This window comes from Silvimonas sp. (assembly GCF_031291215.1).
Classification (GTDB): domain Bacteria; phylum Pseudomonadota; class Gammaproteobacteria; order Burkholderiales; family Chitinibacteraceae; genus Silvimonas; species Silvimonas soli.
Map to the genome: position 1 here is coordinate 108,850 of NZ_JARLJK010000064.1, position 18,295 is coordinate 127,144.

The window sequence follows — 18,295 nt, forward strand, 5'->3', positions numbered from 1 at the left end:
AGATCAAGGCTATCTTTAATCCGACTTCACGGAACCAAACCATGACCGAAGCAGAAGCTCTGCAGCTTGCCAGCCATCGCCATTACAAAGGCGGCCTTTACCGGATAGTCGGGCTGGCTCGTCACTCGGAAACGCTGGAATCCATGACCATCTACGAACACCTCTGGCCCCATGAGCAAGGGTTGTGGGTGCGACCAACCGACATGTTCAACGGCACGCTGGCTGATGGCTCGCTGCGGTTTGTGCCCCTATCCCAGAAATAAGTCGCGGAAAAGGGCGTGGTTTTCTGTCAGAAGATCCGCCCCATAATCAGCCCTGTTCCGGCCGCGTTTACCAATCCTGGCAGCTCAGGACATACTCAGCTCAGCGGCACGATTAGTCTTGATCTGCTCCAGCAGCGCCAGCAACATTGCCTGGATCAAGGTAATTGTTGCCTCGTCATGCAACCGGCCGTTGGCATCAATCTTTTTGCCAACTGACCCAACGCACAATTCACCACCTTCAATAATCGCGCCGGTCATGACCTGCAATGTCCCCGCCAGATGTGCTGACGCTTTGTCGCCCCCGGTCGGCGATGACGACGCGCTGAAAAGCAGCATGGGTTTATCCACCAACTCGCCGCTCCCCACGACCCAGTCCAGCGCGTTTTTCAGCGCACCCGGTACGCCATGAGCATACTCAGGCGTGGAGAAAATCACTGCATCCGCAGCACGCAAAGCGGCCCGCCAATGCGCCACCGCCGGAGTTGCCTCCAATGCATCGATATCCGGGTTGAACAATGGCAACTCCGCTAATTCCCTATAGATAAGCAGTTCAGCGTCTGCTGGCAGCAAACCCGCCACATTGCGCAGCAACGCCGTATTGAACGACTGCTGCCGCAAGCTTCCCGAAACACCCACAATTTTGATCTTTGCCACAACCCGCCAGCCCCACAAACAGTTTGAATATGCATTCGGATATGCGTTCGGCAACGCGCCCGAACTCCAGCGCATTATAGCGATTGCGGGCCCAGCCCCACCGTCCTCAACTGCGCCAAGCCGCTGTGAGATTGCGCGCAAGCCTGCTACAATGCGGCCCTGCCCATGCCCGGGTGGTGAAATTGGTAAACACAGCGGACTTAAAATCCGCCGCCTTACGGCTTGTCGGTTCAAGTCCGATCCCGGGTACCAGCCTCTAAATTAAAAATCTCCAGGTCACTCAGGTGGGCTGGTTTTTTTCGCGGTGCAATCTGCACCGCCCCTCTCCGCCGTGCCACCATCCGCGCTTCATCAATCCGTCTCCGGCCCGTACACACCGCGTTACTTTGGTCAGTTCGCATACCGATCATGACGAAGTGCGAACCGGCCGTCTTGCCACGCAATCAATCCTGCAGCGGCCTTCCATCCCTCGTCAGCTAGCTGCTGACATCCTTCTATCGTCTCGTTCCGGCACTTAATCCCCATTAAACGTCATGCGCAGCCTGCGGTGCAGCCACGTTTGTCTGCATATTAGTATTTAATTAATTTACATCAGACAAACGGATATATTAATTTACAAGTAAGCAAATTAAAATTATTGCCGAACACCTTACGCACCATAACAAAGCTATTGAAAGCTCCATACAAACAACGCGCCACATCAGCCAATGCAACGGTGGGATAGCGCATCTACGGGATAGATTGAGGTACTCGTCATGCTAAATAAAATCCAGTTTGCCCTGACAACAGCGGCGACTCTGCTACTAGCCAGTCCAACCTTTGCCACGACATCCATCATTCCGGACAGTGCACTGGTCAGTTCTACCGATTATTTCACTAACACGCTGGGCGATCCGGCGATGGACCGTAACGATGATGGTTCATCAACGCTGATCAATCTGGGATTCAATTTCACGTTGTACGGCAACACCTACACTAGCCTGTACATCAACAACAACGGCAACGTAACCTTCAATAACCCGCTTTCAACTTATACCCCGCAAGGCCCCACCGGCGTTAATGTGCCGATTATCTCCCCTTATTTTTCCGATGTAGATACTCGCAACCCGGCCAGCGGCCTGGTGTATTACCGCGATGACGGCAATACTTTGTACGTAACCTGGGACGATGTGGGTTATTTCAACCAGCACGATGACAAAACAGCCAGCTTCCAACTGGTATTGCGTGGCGACGATGCACTGGTGCCTACCGGCCAAGGCCAGATCGGCTTTTTTTATAAAGATATCCAGTGGACCACGGGTGACGCCAGCAGTGGCGTCGGGGGCTTTGGTGGATCGCCAGCCGCCGTTGGTTTTGGTGATGGCAACGGCGACGCACAAGTGTTGGCTTCTTCCCAGGCTAACAACATCAACCAGATTGTCAGCGATAGCCATATCTGGTTTAACGTGGCAAACGGCGGTGGTGTAGTCACTGTGCCTGCAGTGCCGGAACCAGAGACCTACGCCTTGCTGGGGTTAGGTCTGGTCGGGATGGTGGCCATCGGCAAGCGTCGCCGCCATACGTCCAGCCCAAGCCAGGATCAGCATCAGGATATGGCCGCTGCGTAGTTTCATTGCCGGCGATTGAATCGCAAATGTGAAAAGCCGCCAGTAATGGCGGCTTTTTTACGAATGTCACACGGCGGCGAGGATTACCGGCGAGACGCCAGGTATTTCGGCCAATGCATCAGCAGGAAACCGAATGTGTATTACCCGGTGGCGCCAGATCAACCATACGCCCTTCAATGAAGGCGAGCTTGACTCGATCCTGCAAATGCAGCGAGATCCCTGCCTGATTCAGCAAGAAAATTTCCACGGCATAGGCGTGTTCCCGTCCGGCATCCACCAACACGTGTTTCTCGTAAATACCCAGTACCACGCCGGGAAAACGCCCGCTGGTGTTGAGAAGGACCGTCTTGCCCAGACCGCTGGCGATGTGGAGTAAGTTGTCAAATCCGGATTGCAGGTAATCGCACTGGCGCTCTGCCAACCAGAGCGCGTCCACGCTGTAAACAATGGAAACCCTGAAGCCCGCCGGGTTGATCACCACCCAACCGACTTCATCTTGTTGCGAGCCGCCCTCTTCATAGACAGGAATAATTTGATATCTCATTACGGCTCTCCTCCCGCCTATCCTGATTGCTACAAGATTAGCTGCCGCAAGTGGCACGAATACCTGACAAGGTTACTGGGTAGTATTTTTCCAATCATCATGTAGCGCTGTATTGCAGCGCAATGTTTGGCGATAACCCTAATTGGCATTGGTCATGCTCATGTCTTACCTTTAATGCTTGTGCCGAGTATTTATGTAATTTCATTATAAGGAAAAGTAATATGAATATGCGCCATTTGCTGATCGCCTCGATCCTGGGCCTCACCGCATTGTCGGCGACTGCCGCTGACCTGCTGGATACCGTCAAGCAACGCGGGACGCTGAAGGTGGCGCTGGAGGGGACTTACCCGCCATTCAATTACAAAGATAACGGCCAGCTCACCGGTTTTGATGTCGAAATCGCCAGTGCTCTGGCGCAAAAGCTGGGCGTCAAAGCCGAGTTCACCACTACAGAGTGGAGCGGCATCCTGGCGGGCCTGCAAGCCGGTAAATATGATGTGATCGTGAATCAGGTCGGCATTACGCCCAAGCGTCTGGAAGCATTCGATTTCAGCGATCCCTATGTGATTTCTGAAGCGCAATTGGTGGTGCGCAAAAACGAAACGCGTCAGTTCAAGAGCCTGAATGATCTGAAAGGCGCCAAGCTGGGTGTTGGCCAAGGTACCAACTACGCGGATATGGCACGTGCCGTGGCGGGTGTGGATGTGAAAACCTACCCGGGCGAGCAGGAATATCTGCAAGACCTGGCACTGGGCCGGGTAGATGCAGCGCTGAACGATACGCTGATGATTCCTTACCTGATCAAGCAGACCAAATTGCCGCTCAAAGCGGGCGCGCCGGTGGGCGATCCTTCCAGCAACGGCATTCCGTTTGCCAAGAACAATCCCAAGTTCAAGGCCGCACTGAACAAGGCGCTGGCGGATATCAAGGCTGATGGCACTTACGGCAAGATCTCGCAGAAATACTTTGGCCGCGATGTGAGCAAGGCCCCCACGATCCAGTAATGGGCCATGCACCAGCCCCACAGGCATAGCCCATCCGATCCCAGCCTGATCAGAATGTGGCTACGCCCTGTCCGTGACGACTTATAATTACGGACATACACAAACCCCCTGCCCGCTGCAGGGGGTTTTGCTTGGGAGAAAAACATTCATGGATATCGTCGATCTACTGCAATCCGCCTGGCCCTACTTGCTTAAAGGCACGGGCTATACGCTGCTGTTTGCGGTCAGTGCGATGGTCGGCGGTTTGCTGGTGGGCGGCACGGTGGCGCTGCTGCGTTTGTCAAAGTGGCGCATCCTCACGTGGCCTGCGGCCATTTATGTGAGCTGCATGCGCGGCACGCCCTTACTGGTGCAGATTTTTCTCATTTACTACGGCTTGCCGTCGATTGGTATCCAGTTCAATCCGATCACCGCCGGCGTATTGGCGTTGAGCCTGAATGTAGGCGCGTATTTATCTGAAACGATACGTGGCGCCATCAATGGCGTGGATCGCGGGCAATGGGAAGCGGCGATGAGCCAGGGCATGTCGCACCTGCAAACCTTGCGCTACATCGTTTGGCCACAGGCTTTGCGGCTGGCGGTGCCGAGTTTGTCCAACAGCCTGATCAGCCTGATCAAAGATACCTCGCTGGTGTCTGTGATTGCCGTCACCGAATTGATGCTGGCCACCAAGGAAGTCATCTCCACCACCTTCCAGCCGTTTCCGCTGTATCTGGCCGCCGGGGCGATTTACTGGTGCCTGAGTCTGGCGTTTGAGCAGGTGCAACGCTGGCTGGAAGCACGCATGAACCGGACGCTTGCCCGCTAAGCATCCGAGGTGTGCTGGAAAAAAAATGGCGTCGCAACAGGCTTTGTTGTGACGCCATTTTTGATTTAATGCCCGGTCAAGAACGCTGGTTTAGCGAACGCCATGCATCATCTTTTGCAGCGGCTTGGTCAACATCAGCAACACGGCACCAGCCACAAAGGCCATCGCCACAAACAACATGAAGAATTCATGCAGACCGGTAATCTGGTATCCCAAGAACACTGGAGTGCGCCCGGCACTTGGATAGAAAGTGGCGAGAATGCCGGCAAACCAGTTGGCCGCTGCATTGGCCATAAACCACACGGCCATCATCAGCGAGGCAAACCGCGCCGGAGCCAGCTTGTTCACCAGCGACAAGCCGATTGGCGACAGGCACAACTCGCCCAGCGAATGCATCAGGTACATCGCGGTCAACCAGATCATGCTGGCCTTTGCCGTGGCCGACATATCCTTCACCCCAAAACCGATGACCAGATAACCAACCGCCAGCAACATCAGACCCCACGCCATTTTGGTGGGGGAACTCGGTTCTTTGTTGCGACGGCCAAGGGCAGTCCACAGTTGCGCCAACACGGGCGCAAAAACCAAAATGAACACCGGATTGAGCGACTGAAACCAGGACGCGGGGATGACGTAACCAAACAACGTGCGATTGGTGGCTTCTTCGGCAAAGAAGGTCAGCGACACCCCCGCTTGTTCAAACGCAGACCAGAAGAAAATCACAAAGAACGAGATCACGCCGATCACGATCATGCGATCAATATCCTGGCGGGTCAGTGGTTCATTGCGGCTGGCGGTTTGCGCCTTGGAGCAGGCTTTGGGCGCAAGACCAACCGGATCGCCACTGGGCGTTACCAGATAGCGTTTGTGGAATAACCCAAACACCACCAGCGACAGCAACATGCCCACGCCAGCGGCAAAGAAGCCCCAACGGAAGTCGGCCGCATTACCGGTATCACCGAGAAAACCGCAAATCAGCGGCGCCACAAACGAGCCCAGGTTGATCCCCATATAAAAGATCGTATAGGCCGAGTCTTTACGTTTGTCGTTCTGGGTATACAACTGGCCGACCATGCTAGAGATATTGGGTTTGAAGAAGCCGTTCCCGCCGACAATCAGACCCAGGCCGCAGTAGAACAACATGATGGCGGTTGAGGGCGTTTGCAGCATGCTGCCCGCCGCAAACAGCAGAAACTGGCCCGCGGCCATGAGTACGCCGCCCACAAAAATCGAGCGGCGATTGCCCCAGTAGCGATCGGCCACATAGCCGCCAATCAGCGGAGCCAGGTAAACCAGACCGGTATATTGGCCGTAAAGCGATGCGGCGAACTGTTTATCAAAGGCCAGCGCGTGCACCATAAACAACGCCAGCAGCGCGCGATTACCATAGTAGGAAAAGCGCTCCCACATTTCGGTGGCAAACAGCAAATACAAACCGCGCGGGTGTTTGCCGGCCTGGCTGGACAGACGTTGCGCCGGGGTGGCCACGCCTGCCCCGGCTATCTCATCGATGGTGGTTTCAGCGCTGCTCATCGAACTCTCCTGAATATGACGTTTCAATAAGGATTGTCCGGATTGAGCAAGGGCATGGCGTCGAACTATTCCCCGCATGCCTGGGAATTTTTCACTTTCGCGTCTGTGTTAGTTCCAATTGGTTATATAGTCGCTGCGCAAACTGTAAGGCATGCGGTGTATCGCCATGCAGACACAACGAATCCACCGGCAGCCGCAGCACCTTGCCGGATTGAGTCTGCACTTCGCTTTGCCGGGCGAAACGCAGCGCCTGGTTCACGGCGGCAGCATCGTCATCCAGCACGGCGCCGGGTTCGCTACGCGGCACCAGACTGCCGTCATCGCGATAGGCGCGATCCACAAACGCTTCCTGAATGACCCGCAACCCGGCAGTTTGTGCGCGCCCAACCATCGCGCTGCCCGCCAGCACCATGACCGCCAGTTGCGGGTCCACAGTATGGATGGCGGCGATGACCACGTCGGCCAGCGCCGGATCACGCGCCGCATCGTTGTAAAGCATGCCGTGGGCTTTGACGTAAACCAGCGGTACGCCCTCTTCCGCGCAGATTTTCTTGAGGGCAGAAATCTGCTCGATCAGGCTGGCCAGCAATTCGGCATGATCGATATCCAGCGAGCGGCGGCCAAAGTGCTCGCGATCCGGGTAGCTGGGGTGCGCGCCAATCGTCACACCGTATTCGCGCGCCAGCCGCACGGTGCTGCGCATGGACGCGTCGTTGCCAACGTGGCCGCCGCACGCAACATTGGCTGAGCTGATCAAGGCCATCAGTTGCGCATCAAACGGATAGCCTTCACCCAGATCCGCGTTCAGATCAATGCTCAAACGCGCCATTTCAGTTGATTCTCCAGTTGCGCCAGCCAGCGGCGTTGCTCCGCCAGCGCCGCCAGTGCTTGCTCCAGTGTGACCTCCACAAACCGCATGGTGTCGCCGGGTCGAAACTGCCCGGTGCGCCACAAATCAGCACGGATGACCTGGGCGATCTTGGGGTATCCGCCGGTCGTCTGGGCATCCGGCAGCAGCAGAATCGGATGACCTGACGGTGGCACCTGCAATACACCGGGCTGCACCGCGTGTGATGACAAATCCAGTGGCTGCCCCAACTCAAGTACCGGGCCAGCCAGATTGGCGCCCATGCGATTGGCATCAGGAGTGACGCGCCACGGCTCGGTCAGCAGCGCTTGCTGCGCCGCTGGGCTGAACGCACTCCATTCGGTTGCGGGCAACACCCGCAGCACGTCGCCACGCTCTGGCGCCCGCACCTGCGCATCCGGCGCCGGGCCGGTGAGCTGGCCTAGCGGCACCACGTCGCCCGCTTTAAGGGCTCGTCCGTTCAAACCGCCAAAATGTCCGGCTAGATCAGTGGCCCGGGCGCCTAGCACCATGGGCACGTCCACGCCGCCGCTCACGCTCAGATATATACGCGCGCCTGCCGGGGCAAAATCAATCTTCAGTTTTTGCCCGGCGCGTACCGGCACATTGCGCCAGCAACCAATAGGCTGTTTATCGAGCGTTGCGGGAGCCACTGCCCCGGTCAGCGCAATGACCGTATCGCACTCAAAGCGGGCGCTGAAACCACCCAGCGTGATTTCCAGCGTGGCCAGTTCCGGCGAATTGCCGACCAACAAATTGCCAATCAGGCTGGCCGGAATATCCATTACCCCTGCCAGCGGCACGCCCCACTGCGCGCCATCGTAACGGCCCAGATCCTGGATAGTTGCCAATGGTCCGGTTTTTAGAATGCTGATACTCACGCGCGCACCTCCATTGGCACGAAGCGCAGGGTATCGCCTGGCGCAAACAGCGCGGGTGGCATCTGGACAGGATCAAACAATTTGAGATCAGTGCGGCCAATCAAACTCCAGCCACCGGGAGACTCGCTGGGATAAATACCTGTTTGCGAGCTGCCAATCGCCACCGATCCGGCGGGCACCTTGAGCCGCGGGGTATCCAGTCGCGGCATGGCCAAAGCGGGGTCCATCCCGCCCAAGTAAGGAAAGCCTGGCAAAAATCCTACGCAGTAAACAACGTAATTGGCCGCAGCATGGCGTTCCACCACTTGTTGCGGGGACATACCGGCGTGTTCGGCCACCAGCGCCAGATCCGGCCCGGCGGCACCGCCGTAACACACCGGAACATCGTGATGGCGCCCGGCAATCTGCTTGCCTTTGCGGCTGCTTTGCCACGCGGCCTGAATGCCGCTTTCGATGATCGCCGCGTCTTCAATCATCGGGTCGAAACGCACAGTCAGATTGCCCATTCCCAGCATGACCCACCATGCCGGAAAGCGCTGCTGCAACAGCTTTTGCATGATCCACAAGCGGCGCTGGTCTTCCAGCGTTGCGGACACACTCAAGACCAGGGCGGTGTCGCCCAGGGGTTGAATTACCGGATTCATGCACCGTGCCTTTTCAGGGCCCAGGCGACGTGCTCGCGCACCATTTCGCTTGGGTCGTTTTCGCGGGATTTGAGTGCCGCAATAATCTGCGGCGTTGTTTTGGCATTACCGAGCCCAACCGCCAAATTGCGCAGCCAGCGTTCATGGCCAATGCGCAAAATGGCGCTTCCTGCCATTTTTTGCTGGAAAGTGGCTTCATCCCAGGCAAATACCGTCACCAACTCGACATCATCAAGGCCGTGCCGCACATGAAAATCCGCCTCTTTGCTATCTACTGCAAAGCGGTTCCACGGGCAAACCAGTTGGCAGTCATCACAACCATAGACACGATTGCCCAGCATGGGCCGATATTCTTCCGGGATATTTCCTTTGAGCTCGATAGTAAGGTAGGAAATACAACGCCGCGCATCAACCTTGTAAGGCTCAACGATGGCCTGGGTGGGGCAAACGTTGATGCATTTGGTACAGCGGCCACAATGCTCGTTTTGTTCTGGCGGATCGGTCGGCAGCGGCAAATCGGTAAACAGCTCGCCAATAAAAAAGAACGAGCCATACTCGCGATTGAGCAACAAGGTGTGCTTGCCGCGCCAGCCCAAACCGGCCTGTTTGGCCAGTTCGACCTCCAGCACTGGCGCCGAATCGACAAACACGCGATGCCCGAACTGGCCGACTTCGGCTTGCATACGCTCGGCCAGTTTTTGCAGCCGGTTGCGCAATATCTTGTGATAATCACGACCCAACGCATAACGCGAGATATATGCCTTGCTGTCATCGGCGAGGATGGCCTCGGCGTTGGACGTACCAGCAGGCAGGTACGGCATGAAAACGCTGACCACCGACACCGTTCCGGGCACCAATTCTGCCGGACGCGCACGTTTCAGGCCGTGCCGTGCCATATAATCCATCTCGCCGTGAAAACCGGCCTCTAGCCAGGCCAGTAATCCCGGTTCTGCATGTGACAAATCCGTGCCGGTAATAGCCGCGCGGGCAAAGCCCAGTTCGGCTGCCCACGCCTTGATCCGGCCAGCCAGCGCAGGCAGGTCCAGTTCTGACGATTCGATGGGTGAATATTCCTTATGCATGGTGCCGATGATACTGCATGCCGCTATCTGGCAGACGAGAACGCAACGCTGGCGTTGGGCGCGCAGATTGCTGCCGCGCTACAACCGGGCATGACCATTTTTCTGGAAGGCGACCTGGGCGCGGGCAAAACCACGCTCACTCGCGGCATCCTGCGCGGGCTCGGTTTTGCCGGCCGCGTGAAAAGTCCGACGTATACTCTTGTTGAACCTTATGCTGTTTCTAATTTAAACTTGTATCATTTTGATTTATATAGATTTCAAGACCCGATGGAATGGGTGGATGCCGGCTTTCGGGATTACTTCAACCCGCAGACCATCTGCCTGATTGAATGGGCTGACAAGGCACAGGGTTTGTTACCTGCCGCCGACTGGACGATTCTCCTTGCACCTTCGGGTGAAGGTAGAAGCATTGAAATTCAAGCACATACGGAGCACGGCACGGCATGTCTCGCGCAACTCGCCACCCCGCCCTGACCCCTGATTCTGCCCGTCGGCATGCACTGCGGGCGGCGGTTTCCACGTTATTTTTGAGCGTCGTTCCGGCCGGCATGGCCCGCGCGGCAGCGGCGGCCAATGTAATCGCCGTGCGCGTCTGGCCAGCGCAGGCCTATACCCGGCTGACTATTGAATCCACCACTCAACTAACTTTTAACCAGTTCACCCTCAAAAATCCGGATCGGCTAGTCGTTGATCTGGAAGGCGTGGACCTGAACGACGAGTTGCAAAAACTCGCCGGCAAAGTGGGTGCAGACGATCCCTACATTCAGCAGTTGCGCGCCGGGCGCAACAAGCCTGGTACCGTGCGGCTGGTGCTGGATCTGAAAACCGAGGTCAAACCGCAGGTCTTTACCCTGGCCCCGGTCGCAGAATACAAAAACCGGCTGGTGATCGATCTCTACCCTGCCGTGCAGAAAGACCCGTTGCTGGCGTTTCTGGATGACCAATCCACGCCCGATACGCCACCGCAGCTCAAGCTCGACACCCATACTGAGGCCAGCGCGCCTGCGCAACCACCCGATCGTTCTCCCGACGACAGCGTCATGGCGCAGGCTGACAGCAACAAATCAATCGACCGCAGCAAGCTCAAGGTCGACCGCTTGATTACCGTGGTGCTGGACCCTGGCCATGGTGGCGAAGACCCGGGCGCAACCGGCCCGCAGGGTAATCACGAGAAAAACGTGGTGCTGACGATTGCCAAGAAGCTCAAGGCACGGCTGGAAACCGACCCGAACATCCGCGTAGTCATGACCCGCGACGCCGATTTCTTTGTGCCGCTGGGCGTGCGCGTGAAAAAGGCGCGGGCCGTGCAGGCAGATTTGTTTATGTCGATCCACGCTGACGCGTTTATCCGGCCCGATGCCAACGGTTCGTCGGTGTTTGTACTGTCAGACAAAGGCGCCACCAGCACAGCGGCAAAGTGGCTGGCGCAAACCCAGAACGATGCCGACTTGATTGGCGGCGTAAAAATCAGCAATACGCAAGATAAATACCTAGCGCACACGCTGATGGACTTGACGCAAACCGCCACGCTCAACGACAGCATGCGTTTTGGCCGCGCCATGCTGACTGAGTTGGGCGGGTTAAACCGGCTGCATAAAGGTGCGGTGGAACAAGCTGGCTTTGCCGTGCTCAAGGCACCGGATATTCCGTCCATCCTGGTCGAAACGGCTTTTATCTCGAATCCACAGGAAGAACAACGGCTGATCGACGAGAGTTTTCAGGACAAAATGGCTGAAACCTTGCATACCGGCATTCGTAAATACTTTGCCAAAAACCCGCCCGCGCCCCGGACCAAACTGGCCCAGAGCTAACTGGCTGGCGCTGACTCTGGCAAATAAAAAACGGCTGCATCAAACGCAGCCGTTTTTTTTATTTCGAGTATTTCGACGCTGACCCGCCAAGACCGGCCGGATGTCAGAGAGAGAAACGCTCCATGCTCCAGCCCAGATCAAGCTCGCGGTTAGCCAGCTCCAGCAACGGCGCCAGATTGGCCAGCAAGGCGGGCAGATGTGGGGTGAGCGCAGCGATTTCCGCCGCGTCGCCTTTATGCAGCAGCGCCAGCGCCTCGGCAATCGCCGGAGTTGGTACGTGCGTTGGCGACGGCTCCGGGACCAATACCCGATTGCTGCCAATCTCGGCGCGCAAACGCTCGCCAGCGGCGGCCAGCAGCGCATCGGTATCATCTGCGTCGTCGTGTAATGAATTGGCTACCGCAATGCTGGCGGTGACCTGCAATTGCTCACCACGGAAATTGATGCGGGCATTGGCGATAGCCTGGCGCAGACGCTCACCCAGAATGCGCGATTCCGCCAGCGTGGTCGCAGCCGATACCACGGCAAATTGCGGCCCGGCCACCTGTGCCAGCGTGTCTTCGTTACGCAACTTGCCGGACAGCTGTTTGCCCAGCAATTGCAGCATCTGGCTGGCAACGCGCTCGCCAAGGTGAGCTTGCACGCCGGAGAAATCATCGATTTCGATCAGCAGAACGGTGACTTCACTACGATGGCGACGGGCGTAAGACAAGGATTGTTCGATCTGCAACTTGAGCAGATGGTTACTGCCGACGCCTTCAGCCACGTGAGTACTGGTCCGCGACTGCGCTTCGCGCACGGCATCCAGTTCCCGATGCGTACGAGCCAGTTCGATATTGGCCGCAACGCGAGCCAGCATTTCAGCCCGATCGGTCGATTTGGTGACAAAGTCGCTCGCCCCGGCAGTTACGCAATTCTGGCGCGTTTCTTCATCTTCTTCACCCGACACGATGATGATGGGCAGCAGCCGAAAACGTGCTTCCGGCGCCTGACGCACTCGCGCCAACAAGCCCATACCATCCAGTTCGGGCATGGTGAGATCAGAGATCATCAAACAAACGGATTCATCGACCAGGAGCCGGGCCCAGCCTGCTTCGCCATCGGCTTCTTCGATCACATCATAAGCACCGGCAAGGTGCTTTTTGATGGTGGCACGGACGATGCGCGAATCATCAACAACCAGCACGCGCGGCAACGGAGACAGCTCATTTGCTTGCATATTTTGTAAACAAACCGTGATTGCAATACGAGATAGAAATCTAGCACAAATGCATCATGCTCGCCGTTCGTCTCCGCCAGGCTCAAGCACTACAAACAACAATCGGACAGAACGATGGCCGTGGTCAGCCCGGATCAGCATCAGCCATCAGATGAAATGCCGTAAAGAAAGATGGCATTACCGGTGTAAACCAGACCGGCCAGACTGGGGAAAGACAGATCGGCCATACAAAACAGGGACCCAGAAAAACAAAAAACCCCGGGGTAACCGGGGTTTTTTCTACAAGACGCCTAAGCAGTCAATCAAGCAGCAGTTGTCATGCCCTTGATTGCAGCAGACAGACGGCTCTTATGACGAGCTGCCTTGTTCTTGTGGAAGATCTTCTTGTCAGCGATGCTATCGATCACGCTAACAGATTGCTGAAACACAGCTTGTGCAGCCGCTTTGTCACCAGCTGCTACAGCCTTCAGCACCTTCTTGATCGCGGTGCGGAATTCTGAACGCTGACTACCATTGTGTTGGCGGGCCTGTTCAGCCTGACGCGCACGCTTGCGAGCTTGGGCGCTGTTTGCCATATGTAAAAACTCCTGACTTATATCGGTTTACGACCCCTTAGCCCCTCGGGCAACAGGTCGACTTAATTCGGAAACCGCCGATGATATCTGTATTCTGTGATCGATGCAACTTCTATGCTCAATCTGGCTGCTCAAAGTGATATCGCATTCGATATCACTTTCGATATCATGCGCAATCTTCTCGAAATAGTAGCTGCACTTGTCCATGAATCTGCTGAAATCGCTCGCCACCACCAGCTCCATGACGCTGGCCTCTCGTGTGCTGGGCTTTGCCCGAGATGCGATTGTCGCACGAATGTTCGGTGCCACCATGGCCACCGATGCCTTCAATGTGGCTTTCAAGCTACCCAACCTGCTACGCCGCATCTTTGCTGAGGGTGCCTTCTCGCAAGCCTTTGTGCCGATTCTGGCCGAATACAAGAACACACAGGGCGAAGAAGCCACCCGTATTTTCATCTCATATATAGCGGGCCTGCTAACGCTGGTGCTGGCGGTCATCACCGTCGTCGGCGTAATCGCCGCGCCAATCGTGCTGTGGATTACCGCCCCGGGCTTTGCCAATACGCCCGCCAAGTTCGACCTGACGGTGCGACTGTTACATATTACCTTTCCGTATATTTTTCTGATCTCACTGGCTTCGCTGGCCGGCGGCATTCTGAATACCTGGAACCGCTTCTCGGTCCCGGCCTTTGCGCCGACGCTGCTGAATGTGTCGCAAATCTTCTTCGCGCTGGTGGTCGCACCGCACTTTGCCGAACCGATTGTGGCGCTGGCGTGGGGCGTCATCGTTGGTGGCGTGCTGCAACTGGGTTATCAGCTGCCACACTTGAAGAAGATCGGCATGCTGGTATTGCCACGGCTGAACCTCAAAGACGCGGGCGTCTGGCGTGTGCTCAAACAAATGGGCCCCGCCATTTTCAGTGTATCGGTCAGCCAGATTTCTCTGCTGATCAATACTATCTTTGCCTCGTGGCTGGTCTCCGGTTCGATCTCGTGGATGTATTACGCTGACCGGCTAATGGAGTTCCCCACCGGCGTGCTCGGCGTGGCACTGGGCACCATTTTGCTGCCGTCGCTGGCCAAAGCGCATGCCAGCAAGGACCCGGCGGAATACTCAAAATTGCTGGATTGGGGCTTGCGTCTGTGCCTGATGCTGGCTCTGCCTTCCGCTGTGGCGCTGGCGGTCATTTCCGGCCCGCTGGTTTCATCGTTGTTCCAGTACGGCAAGTTCGGCGCGCACGATGCTTTGATGACGCAATACGCGTTGGTAGCGTACGCGGTGGGTTTAATCGGGCTGATCATGGTCAAGATCCTCGCGCCCGGGTTCTACGCCCGCCAGAACATCAAAACGCCGGTGAAGATCGCCATCGTCACGCTGGCAATCACCCAGCTAATGAACCTGGCTTTTGTCTGGCAACTCAAGCACGCTGGTCTGGCATTGGCGATTGGCTTGGGCGCGTGTTGCAATGCTTCACTGCTGTATTACCAGTTGCGCCGCCACGGCATCTTTACGCCGCAACCTGGCTGGAAGGTGTTTTTTGCAAAGCTGGTCGCTGCGGTTATCGTCATGGCGCTGGTATTGGTTGGCGCTTTATATCTGATGCCCGCGTGGGATACCGGCGCGATGCCGGTTCGCATTCTGCGTCTGGCCGCGCTGGTGGGCATGGGCTTGGTGGCTTACTTTGGCGCGTTAGGGGTACTGGGCTTTCGACCTGGACATTTCTCCCGCAGCGCGGTCCATTAATCGTCCACGCAGATTGTCAGATTGTGGGGCGGTGTTTTCTTTCGAATGCTCGCCCTACGCCAGCGCTGCCTCAATATCCACCTCATCCACTTGTTCCGGCCGCAAATACCGCTGGCCGTAATGCAGGTAGACGCCTGAGCGTAAAAACAGCTCAAACAACTCGCCATCGATATGTTGTTCACGGCGCATGCGCGCCATGATGGCGATGGATTCGGCCAGGGTTTTACCGCGCTTGTAGGGACGGTCCACTGCCGTGAGTGCCTCGAAGATATCGGCAATCGCCATCATTCGTGCCAGCGGGCTCATTTCGTCGCGCTTGAGCCGGCGTGGGTAGCCGTTGCCATCCATTTTTTCGTGATGTCCACCGGCAATCTCCGGCACGTTACGCAAATGGCGCGGGAAAGGCAGTTTCTCCAGCATCACAATGGTTTGCACGATGTGCTCGTTGATCTTGTAGCGCTCTTCTTCGGTCAGCGTGCCACGACTCACCGACAGGTTATGCAGCTCGCCACGGTTATAGAGATACTCCGGCACCTTCATCTCAAAGCCGTAACCCTGCGGCAACTGGTCGCGCTCGTTGCGGTAAATCACCTGATCCGGCGCATCCGCCAGTAATGGCATGCTGGCCGGGAGCAGCGATGCCGGCATGCGCGACTTGCGTTCGTGTTCTTCATACGAAATACCGATGCGGTCATCCAGCGTACGTTGCCAAGTGCGCTGGCCGATCTGATATAGCCGCTCGATATCCTCTTTGGCCATGACCTCGCCGCCCTCATTGCAGCGAGCGACAAAGGTGAACTCTTCATCCAGCGTATGCAGCAATTGCTCGCGGGTGGCGCTCAGCGTTTGCGCGTCGCCACCTTGTGCAACGCCTTGCCAATAGGCAATCCATGCATCGCGCTTGAGCACTTCAAAACGCATGCGGATTTCGTGAATGCGGTCGTAGAGTGTTTCCAGCTTGGTGGCTTTGTCGACTACGTACTCCGGCGTGGTGACTTTGCCGCAATCGTGCAGCCACGCGCCGATGTGCAACGCCTCCCATTCCTGATCACTCAGCGAGAACTGTTTGAAAGGGCCTTCAAGCGTATCGCAGGCGGCGTGCGCCAGCATTTTGGTCAGCTCCGGTACGCGTTGGCAGTGGCCGCCGGTGTATGGACTTTTGGCATCGATAGCTCCGGCAACCAGTTGAATGAATGACTCCAGCAGCGCTTGCTGCTCCTGGATCAGCCGCTGGGTTTCAATGGCGACAGCAGCTGTGCCGGATACAGCCTCCAGCAGCGCCAGCATCGGATGCCCACCACGCAGCGCCTCGGCGGCTTCGATAAACAACACCAATACGCCAACCGTTTCTTCTTGGCGATTGATAAGCGGAATCGCCACGGCCACGGCGTTGTGATCAAACGGCTGCAATTGCCCGAACCAGTTATTGAGCCGATCAGCCTCCAGCCAGATTGATTGCGTCTGCCCGCTCACGTCGGCCAGCACCGCCGGATGTTGCGTTTGCATTTGCGGCACCAGCGTTGGCAACGCGGCCGTATCAACCATGCATTGATCTGCCCGACAGGCTTGTTCAGCCACTAGACGACCATCTGGCTCGGTCAGATAAACAATGCCGCCGCGCGCGTCCGCCATGTGCACGGTTTCGATCAGAATGCGTTCTATCAAGCGCGGAAACTCGCGCTCATCGGCAAGCGCATCACCAATATCCCGAAACTGGGCAATGGTGAGTTTCATGCGGCGCATGGCATCGGCCAGTTCGTGGATTTCCCGCACCACCGAGTTCACAACCAGCGGCGAATCAAAACGCATGGACTGGATATCGCGCGCCTGGGCAATCAACGCCTTGAGCGGGCGCGAAGCCAGCCGCGATACCCACATGGCAATCGGCACGGTAATCAGCAGCAGCAAGATCGAGATAAGCGCGGTTTCTTTGCGCAACTCGCGGGCATCGGCCAGTAATTCGCTTTCCGGCGCGACAACCGCCAGCAGCAAGTTGTCGCCTTCCGGCATGGAAACGGGCGCCAGATAGCCGTACCAGGTTCCGTTATCCAGTTCAATCGGGCCGGTATTACCTTTGTAGCGTGCCGGGTCTGCCATCATGCTGGACATGGCCGGAATACCCATTTGCTGCACCCGCCCCAGCTTGACGCTGCCGCCCCGATCCGCCCGCACAAGCTTTCCGGTATCACGCCACGCCAGCACTTGTCCGGCCGGATCGAGCAAAGCCAGCTCGCTGTGCTCGGTGACGCGTTGCTGCGCCAGCATGCCGCCCAAAGCGGCCAGCGTGACATCCACGCCAACAACCGAATTCTTGTCTACGCTGCGCCGCGAAAACGTCGTGCCGATTTCATGCGTAGTGAAAAACACATACGGCTGCGTGATCGCCCGTGCGCCTGCTGCCAGCGCTTTTTTGTACCAGTCACGCGTACGTGGGTCATATTGATAGTCCGGCTTGGGGCGGCTCGCCAGCAATTTCAGGTGGTCATCAAAATACAGAAAGCGGCCATCCTGCTTGCCACCTTTGATTTCCATGCTTTGCACCAGAAAAGCGGTATCCGGTGGCGGATTGAACGTGCTGCGCAGATCGGCCTGCGTGGGCAGGCGGCGCAATAAAAAGAAGTCGCCATTGGCGTAGCCGGCATAGGCGGCAGTGATGGCAGGCTGATCACGCAAGGCCTGCACCAGATAAGCCAGGCTTTGCAAACGCTCTTGCAGTGACCGGGCGCGGGCGAGTTTTTCCCGCGCGAGCAAATCCACCGCCAGCCCGGTGCTGGCGTACAGACCCGACACGGTATCGCCAGTGCGCCCACCAATCTGGTTGAACAGCTCCTGCGAAGATGCCAATAACATGCGGCGACTCTGGCGGTCGTTGTACCAGTTATTGACCAGTGCATAGGTCACGATCAGCAGGATAAACAGCCAGGCAATATGAATATGCAGCGGATATCGCCTGCGCTCGCTGGTCCCGTCGAAAATACCCATGCCGCCCGCCTTTAGCAGAAAGAAACGCGGCTACATGCACCGCTCTGTCTGAGCTTAGACGAGCAATGCTCAGGAA

Annotated in this window: 17 protein-coding genes and 1 tRNA gene; 8 read left to right on the forward strand and 10 right to left on the reverse strand. The window is 56.9% G+C overall.

Features of this window, described 5'->3' with window-relative positions; genetic code table 11:
• The first annotated feature begins 41 nt into the window (after positions 1 to 41).
• Positions 42 to 263, forward strand: a complete 222-nt coding sequence (locus tag P4L78_RS06670; protein ID WP_309327358.1) for a DUF1653 domain-containing protein — start codon at positions 42 to 44, stop codon at positions 261 to 263.
• A gap of 84 nt (positions 264 to 347) precedes the next feature.
• Here the strand turns inward: P4L78_RS06670 and P4L78_RS06675 are convergent, their stop codons facing one another.
• A complete protein-coding gene (locus tag P4L78_RS06675; RefSeq protein ID WP_309327359.1) occupies positions 348 to 917 on the reverse strand; it encodes an NADPH-dependent FMN reductase in 570 nt (189 codons plus the stop codon).
• Positions 918 to 1,084: 167 nt separating this feature from the next.
• Between P4L78_RS06675 and P4L78_RS06680 the strand changes: the two genes are divergently transcribed.
• Both P4L78_RS06680 and P4L78_RS06685 read left to right on the forward strand, forming a co-directional pair.
• Positions 1,085 to 1,169, forward strand: a tRNA-Leu gene (locus P4L78_RS06680).
• 503 nt (positions 1,170 to 1,672) lie between these two features.
• Positions 1,673 to 2,524 (forward strand): nidogen-like domain-containing protein, encoded by an 852-nt coding sequence (locus tag P4L78_RS06685; RefSeq protein ID WP_283150521.1) that lies wholly within the window; start codon positions 1,673 to 1,675, stop codon positions 2,522 to 2,524.
• Between the two features lie 118 nt (positions 2,525 to 2,642).
• Here the strand turns inward: P4L78_RS06685 and P4L78_RS06690 are convergent, their stop codons facing one another.
• Positions 2,643 to 3,068: a hypothetical protein gene (locus P4L78_RS06690; RefSeq protein ID WP_283150522.1), complete on the reverse strand. Its 426-nt coding sequence runs from the start codon at positions 3,066 to 3,068 to the stop codon at positions 2,643 to 2,645.
• A 221-nt stretch (positions 3,069 to 3,289) separates the two neighbouring features.
• Here P4L78_RS06690 and P4L78_RS06695 point away from each other — a divergent pair, with 221 nt between their 5' ends.
• Together P4L78_RS06695 and P4L78_RS06700 are read left to right on the forward strand one after the other, a co-directional pair.
• Positions 3,290 to 4,072 carry a transporter substrate-binding domain-containing protein gene (locus P4L78_RS06695; protein WP_283150523.1) on the forward strand — a complete coding sequence of 261 codons (783 nt, stop codon included), beginning with the start codon at positions 3,290 to 3,292 and terminating at the stop codon, positions 4,070 to 4,072.
• Between the two features lie 148 nt (positions 4,073 to 4,220).
• Entirely contained in the window at positions 4,221 to 4,880 is a 660-nt protein-coding gene (locus tag P4L78_RS06700; protein ID WP_283150524.1) for an amino acid ABC transporter permease, read from the forward strand.
• 90 nt (positions 4,881 to 4,970) lie between these two features.
• On the opposite strand, the gene P4L78_RS06705 is transcribed toward P4L78_RS06700, so the two are convergent.
• From P4L78_RS06705 to queG, 5 genes are all read right to left on the reverse strand, one after another.
• Entirely contained in the window at positions 4,971 to 6,413 is a 1,443-nt protein-coding gene (locus P4L78_RS06705; RefSeq protein ID WP_309327360.1) for a peptide MFS transporter, read from the reverse strand.
• Positions 6,414 to 6,504: 91 nt separating this feature from the next.
• Positions 6,505 to 7,242 carry a 5-oxoprolinase subunit PxpA gene (gene pxpA / locus P4L78_RS06710; protein WP_283150526.1) on the reverse strand — a complete coding sequence of 246 codons (738 nt, stop codon included), beginning with the start codon at positions 7,240 to 7,242 and terminating at the stop codon, positions 6,505 to 6,507.
• Positions 7,230 to 8,162, reverse strand: coding sequence for a biotin-dependent carboxyltransferase family protein (locus P4L78_RS06715; protein WP_309327361.1), 933 nt, complete (start codon positions 8,160 to 8,162; stop codon positions 7,230 to 7,232). The genes pxpA and P4L78_RS06715 overlap by 13 nt, the downstream gene beginning before the upstream one ends.
• Entirely contained in the window at positions 8,159 to 8,806 is a 648-nt protein-coding gene (gene pxpB, locus P4L78_RS06720) for a 5-oxoprolinase subunit PxpB (RefSeq protein WP_283150528.1), read from the reverse strand. Before pxpB ends, P4L78_RS06715 begins: the two co-directional genes overlap by 4 nt.
• Positions 8,803 to 9,888: a tRNA epoxyqueuosine(34) reductase QueG gene (gene queG, locus P4L78_RS06725; protein ID WP_309327362.1), complete on the reverse strand. Its 1,086-nt coding sequence runs from the start codon at positions 9,886 to 9,888 to the stop codon at positions 8,803 to 8,805. The genes pxpB and queG overlap by 4 nt, the downstream gene beginning before the upstream one ends.
• Between queG and tsaE the strand changes: the two genes are divergently transcribed.
• Entirely contained in the window at positions 9,883 to 10,362 is a 480-nt protein-coding gene (gene tsaE, locus P4L78_RS06730) for a tRNA (adenosine(37)-N6)-threonylcarbamoyltransferase complex ATPase subunit type 1 TsaE (RefSeq protein WP_309327363.1), read from the forward strand. The two genes, queG and tsaE, sit on opposite strands and share 6 nt — an antisense overlap.
• Positions 10,332 to 11,699, forward strand: coding sequence for an N-acetylmuramoyl-L-alanine amidase (locus P4L78_RS06735; RefSeq protein ID WP_283150531.1), 1,368 nt, complete (start codon positions 10,332 to 10,334; stop codon positions 11,697 to 11,699). The genes tsaE and P4L78_RS06735 overlap by 31 nt, the downstream gene beginning before the upstream one ends.
• A gap of 103 nt (positions 11,700 to 11,802) precedes the next feature.
• Here P4L78_RS06735 and P4L78_RS06740 read toward each other — a convergent pair whose 3' ends face one another.
• Together P4L78_RS06740 and rpsT are read right to left on the reverse strand one after the other, a co-directional pair.
• Complete coding sequence (locus tag P4L78_RS06740) at positions 11,803 to 12,918, reverse strand: diguanylate cyclase domain-containing protein (protein ID WP_283150532.1); 1,116 nt, start codon at positions 12,916 to 12,918, stop codon at positions 11,803 to 11,805.
• Positions 12,919 to 13,220: 302 nt separating this feature from the next.
• Positions 13,221 to 13,493 (reverse strand): 30S ribosomal protein S20, encoded by a 273-nt coding sequence (gene rpsT, locus P4L78_RS06745; RefSeq protein ID WP_283150533.1) that lies wholly within the window; start codon positions 13,491 to 13,493, stop codon positions 13,221 to 13,223.
• A 205-nt stretch (positions 13,494 to 13,698) separates the two neighbouring features.
• Between rpsT and murJ the strand changes: the two genes are divergently transcribed.
• The gene (murJ, locus tag P4L78_RS06750) at positions 13,699 to 15,237 is read left to right on the forward strand and encodes a murein biosynthesis integral membrane protein MurJ (RefSeq protein WP_309327364.1); all 1,539 of its coding nucleotides are present in this window, start codon (positions 13,699 to 13,701) and stop codon (positions 15,235 to 15,237) included.
• A gap of 54 nt (positions 15,238 to 15,291) precedes the next feature.
• Here murJ and P4L78_RS06755 read toward each other — a convergent pair whose 3' ends face one another.
• Positions 15,292 to 18,219 (reverse strand): HD domain-containing phosphohydrolase, encoded by a 2,928-nt coding sequence (locus P4L78_RS06755; RefSeq protein WP_309327365.1) that lies wholly within the window; start codon positions 18,217 to 18,219, stop codon positions 15,292 to 15,294.
• Positions 18,220 to 18,295 lie beyond the last annotated feature (76 nt).

Bases quoted from the DNA above. Each gene is read 5' to 3' on its own strand.
- P4L78_RS06670 (WP_309327358.1), top strand. From the start codon at position 42: ATGACCGAAGCAGAAGCTCTGCAGCTTGCCAGCCATCGCCATTACAAA.
- P4L78_RS06685 (WP_283150521.1), top strand. From the start codon at position 1,673: ATGCTAAATAAAATCCAGTTTGCCCTGACAACAGCGGCGACTCTGCTA.
- P4L78_RS06690 (WP_283150522.1), bottom strand. From the start codon at position 3,068: ATGAGATATCAAATTATTCCTGTCTATGAAGAGGGCGGCTCGCAACAA.
- P4L78_RS06695 (WP_283150523.1), top strand. From the start codon at position 3,290: ATGAATATGCGCCATTTGCTGATCGCCTCGATCCTGGGCCTCACCGCA.
- P4L78_RS06700 (WP_283150524.1), top strand. From the start codon at position 4,221: ATGGATATCGTCGATCTACTGCAATCCGCCTGGCCCTACTTGCTTAAA.
- P4L78_RS06705 (WP_309327360.1), bottom strand. From the start codon at position 6,413: ATGAGCAGCGCTGAAACCACCATCGATGAGATAGCCGGGGCAGGCGTG.
- pxpA (WP_283150526.1), bottom strand. From the start codon at position 7,242: ATGGCGCGTTTGAGCATTGATCTGAACGCGGATCTGGGTGAAGGCTAT.
- pxpB (WP_283150528.1), bottom strand. From the start codon at position 8,806: ATGAATCCGGTAATTCAACCCCTGGGCGACACCGCCCTGGTCTTGAGT.
- tsaE (WP_309327363.1), top strand. From the start codon at position 9,883: ATGCATGGTGCCGATGATACTGCATGCCGCTATCTGGCAGACGAGAAC.
- queG (WP_309327362.1), bottom strand. From the start codon at position 9,888: ATGCATAAGGAATATTCACCCATCGAATCGTCAGAACTGGACCTGCCT.
- P4L78_RS06735 (WP_283150531.1), top strand. From the start codon at position 10,332: ATGTCTCGCGCAACTCGCCACCCCGCCCTGACCCCTGATTCTGCCCGT.
- P4L78_RS06740 (WP_283150532.1), bottom strand. From the start codon at position 12,918: ATGCAAGCAAATGAGCTGTCTCCGTTGCCGCGCGTGCTGGTTGTTGAT.
- rpsT (WP_283150533.1), bottom strand. From the start codon at position 13,493: ATGGCAAACAGCGCCCAAGCTCGCAAGCGTGCGCGTCAGGCTGAACAG.
- murJ (WP_309327364.1), top strand. From the start codon at position 13,699: ATGAATCTGCTGAAATCGCTCGCCACCACCAGCTCCATGACGCTGGCC.
- P4L78_RS06755 (WP_309327365.1), bottom strand. From the start codon at position 18,219: ATGGGTATTTTCGACGGGACCAGCGAGCGCAGGCGATATCCGCTGCAT.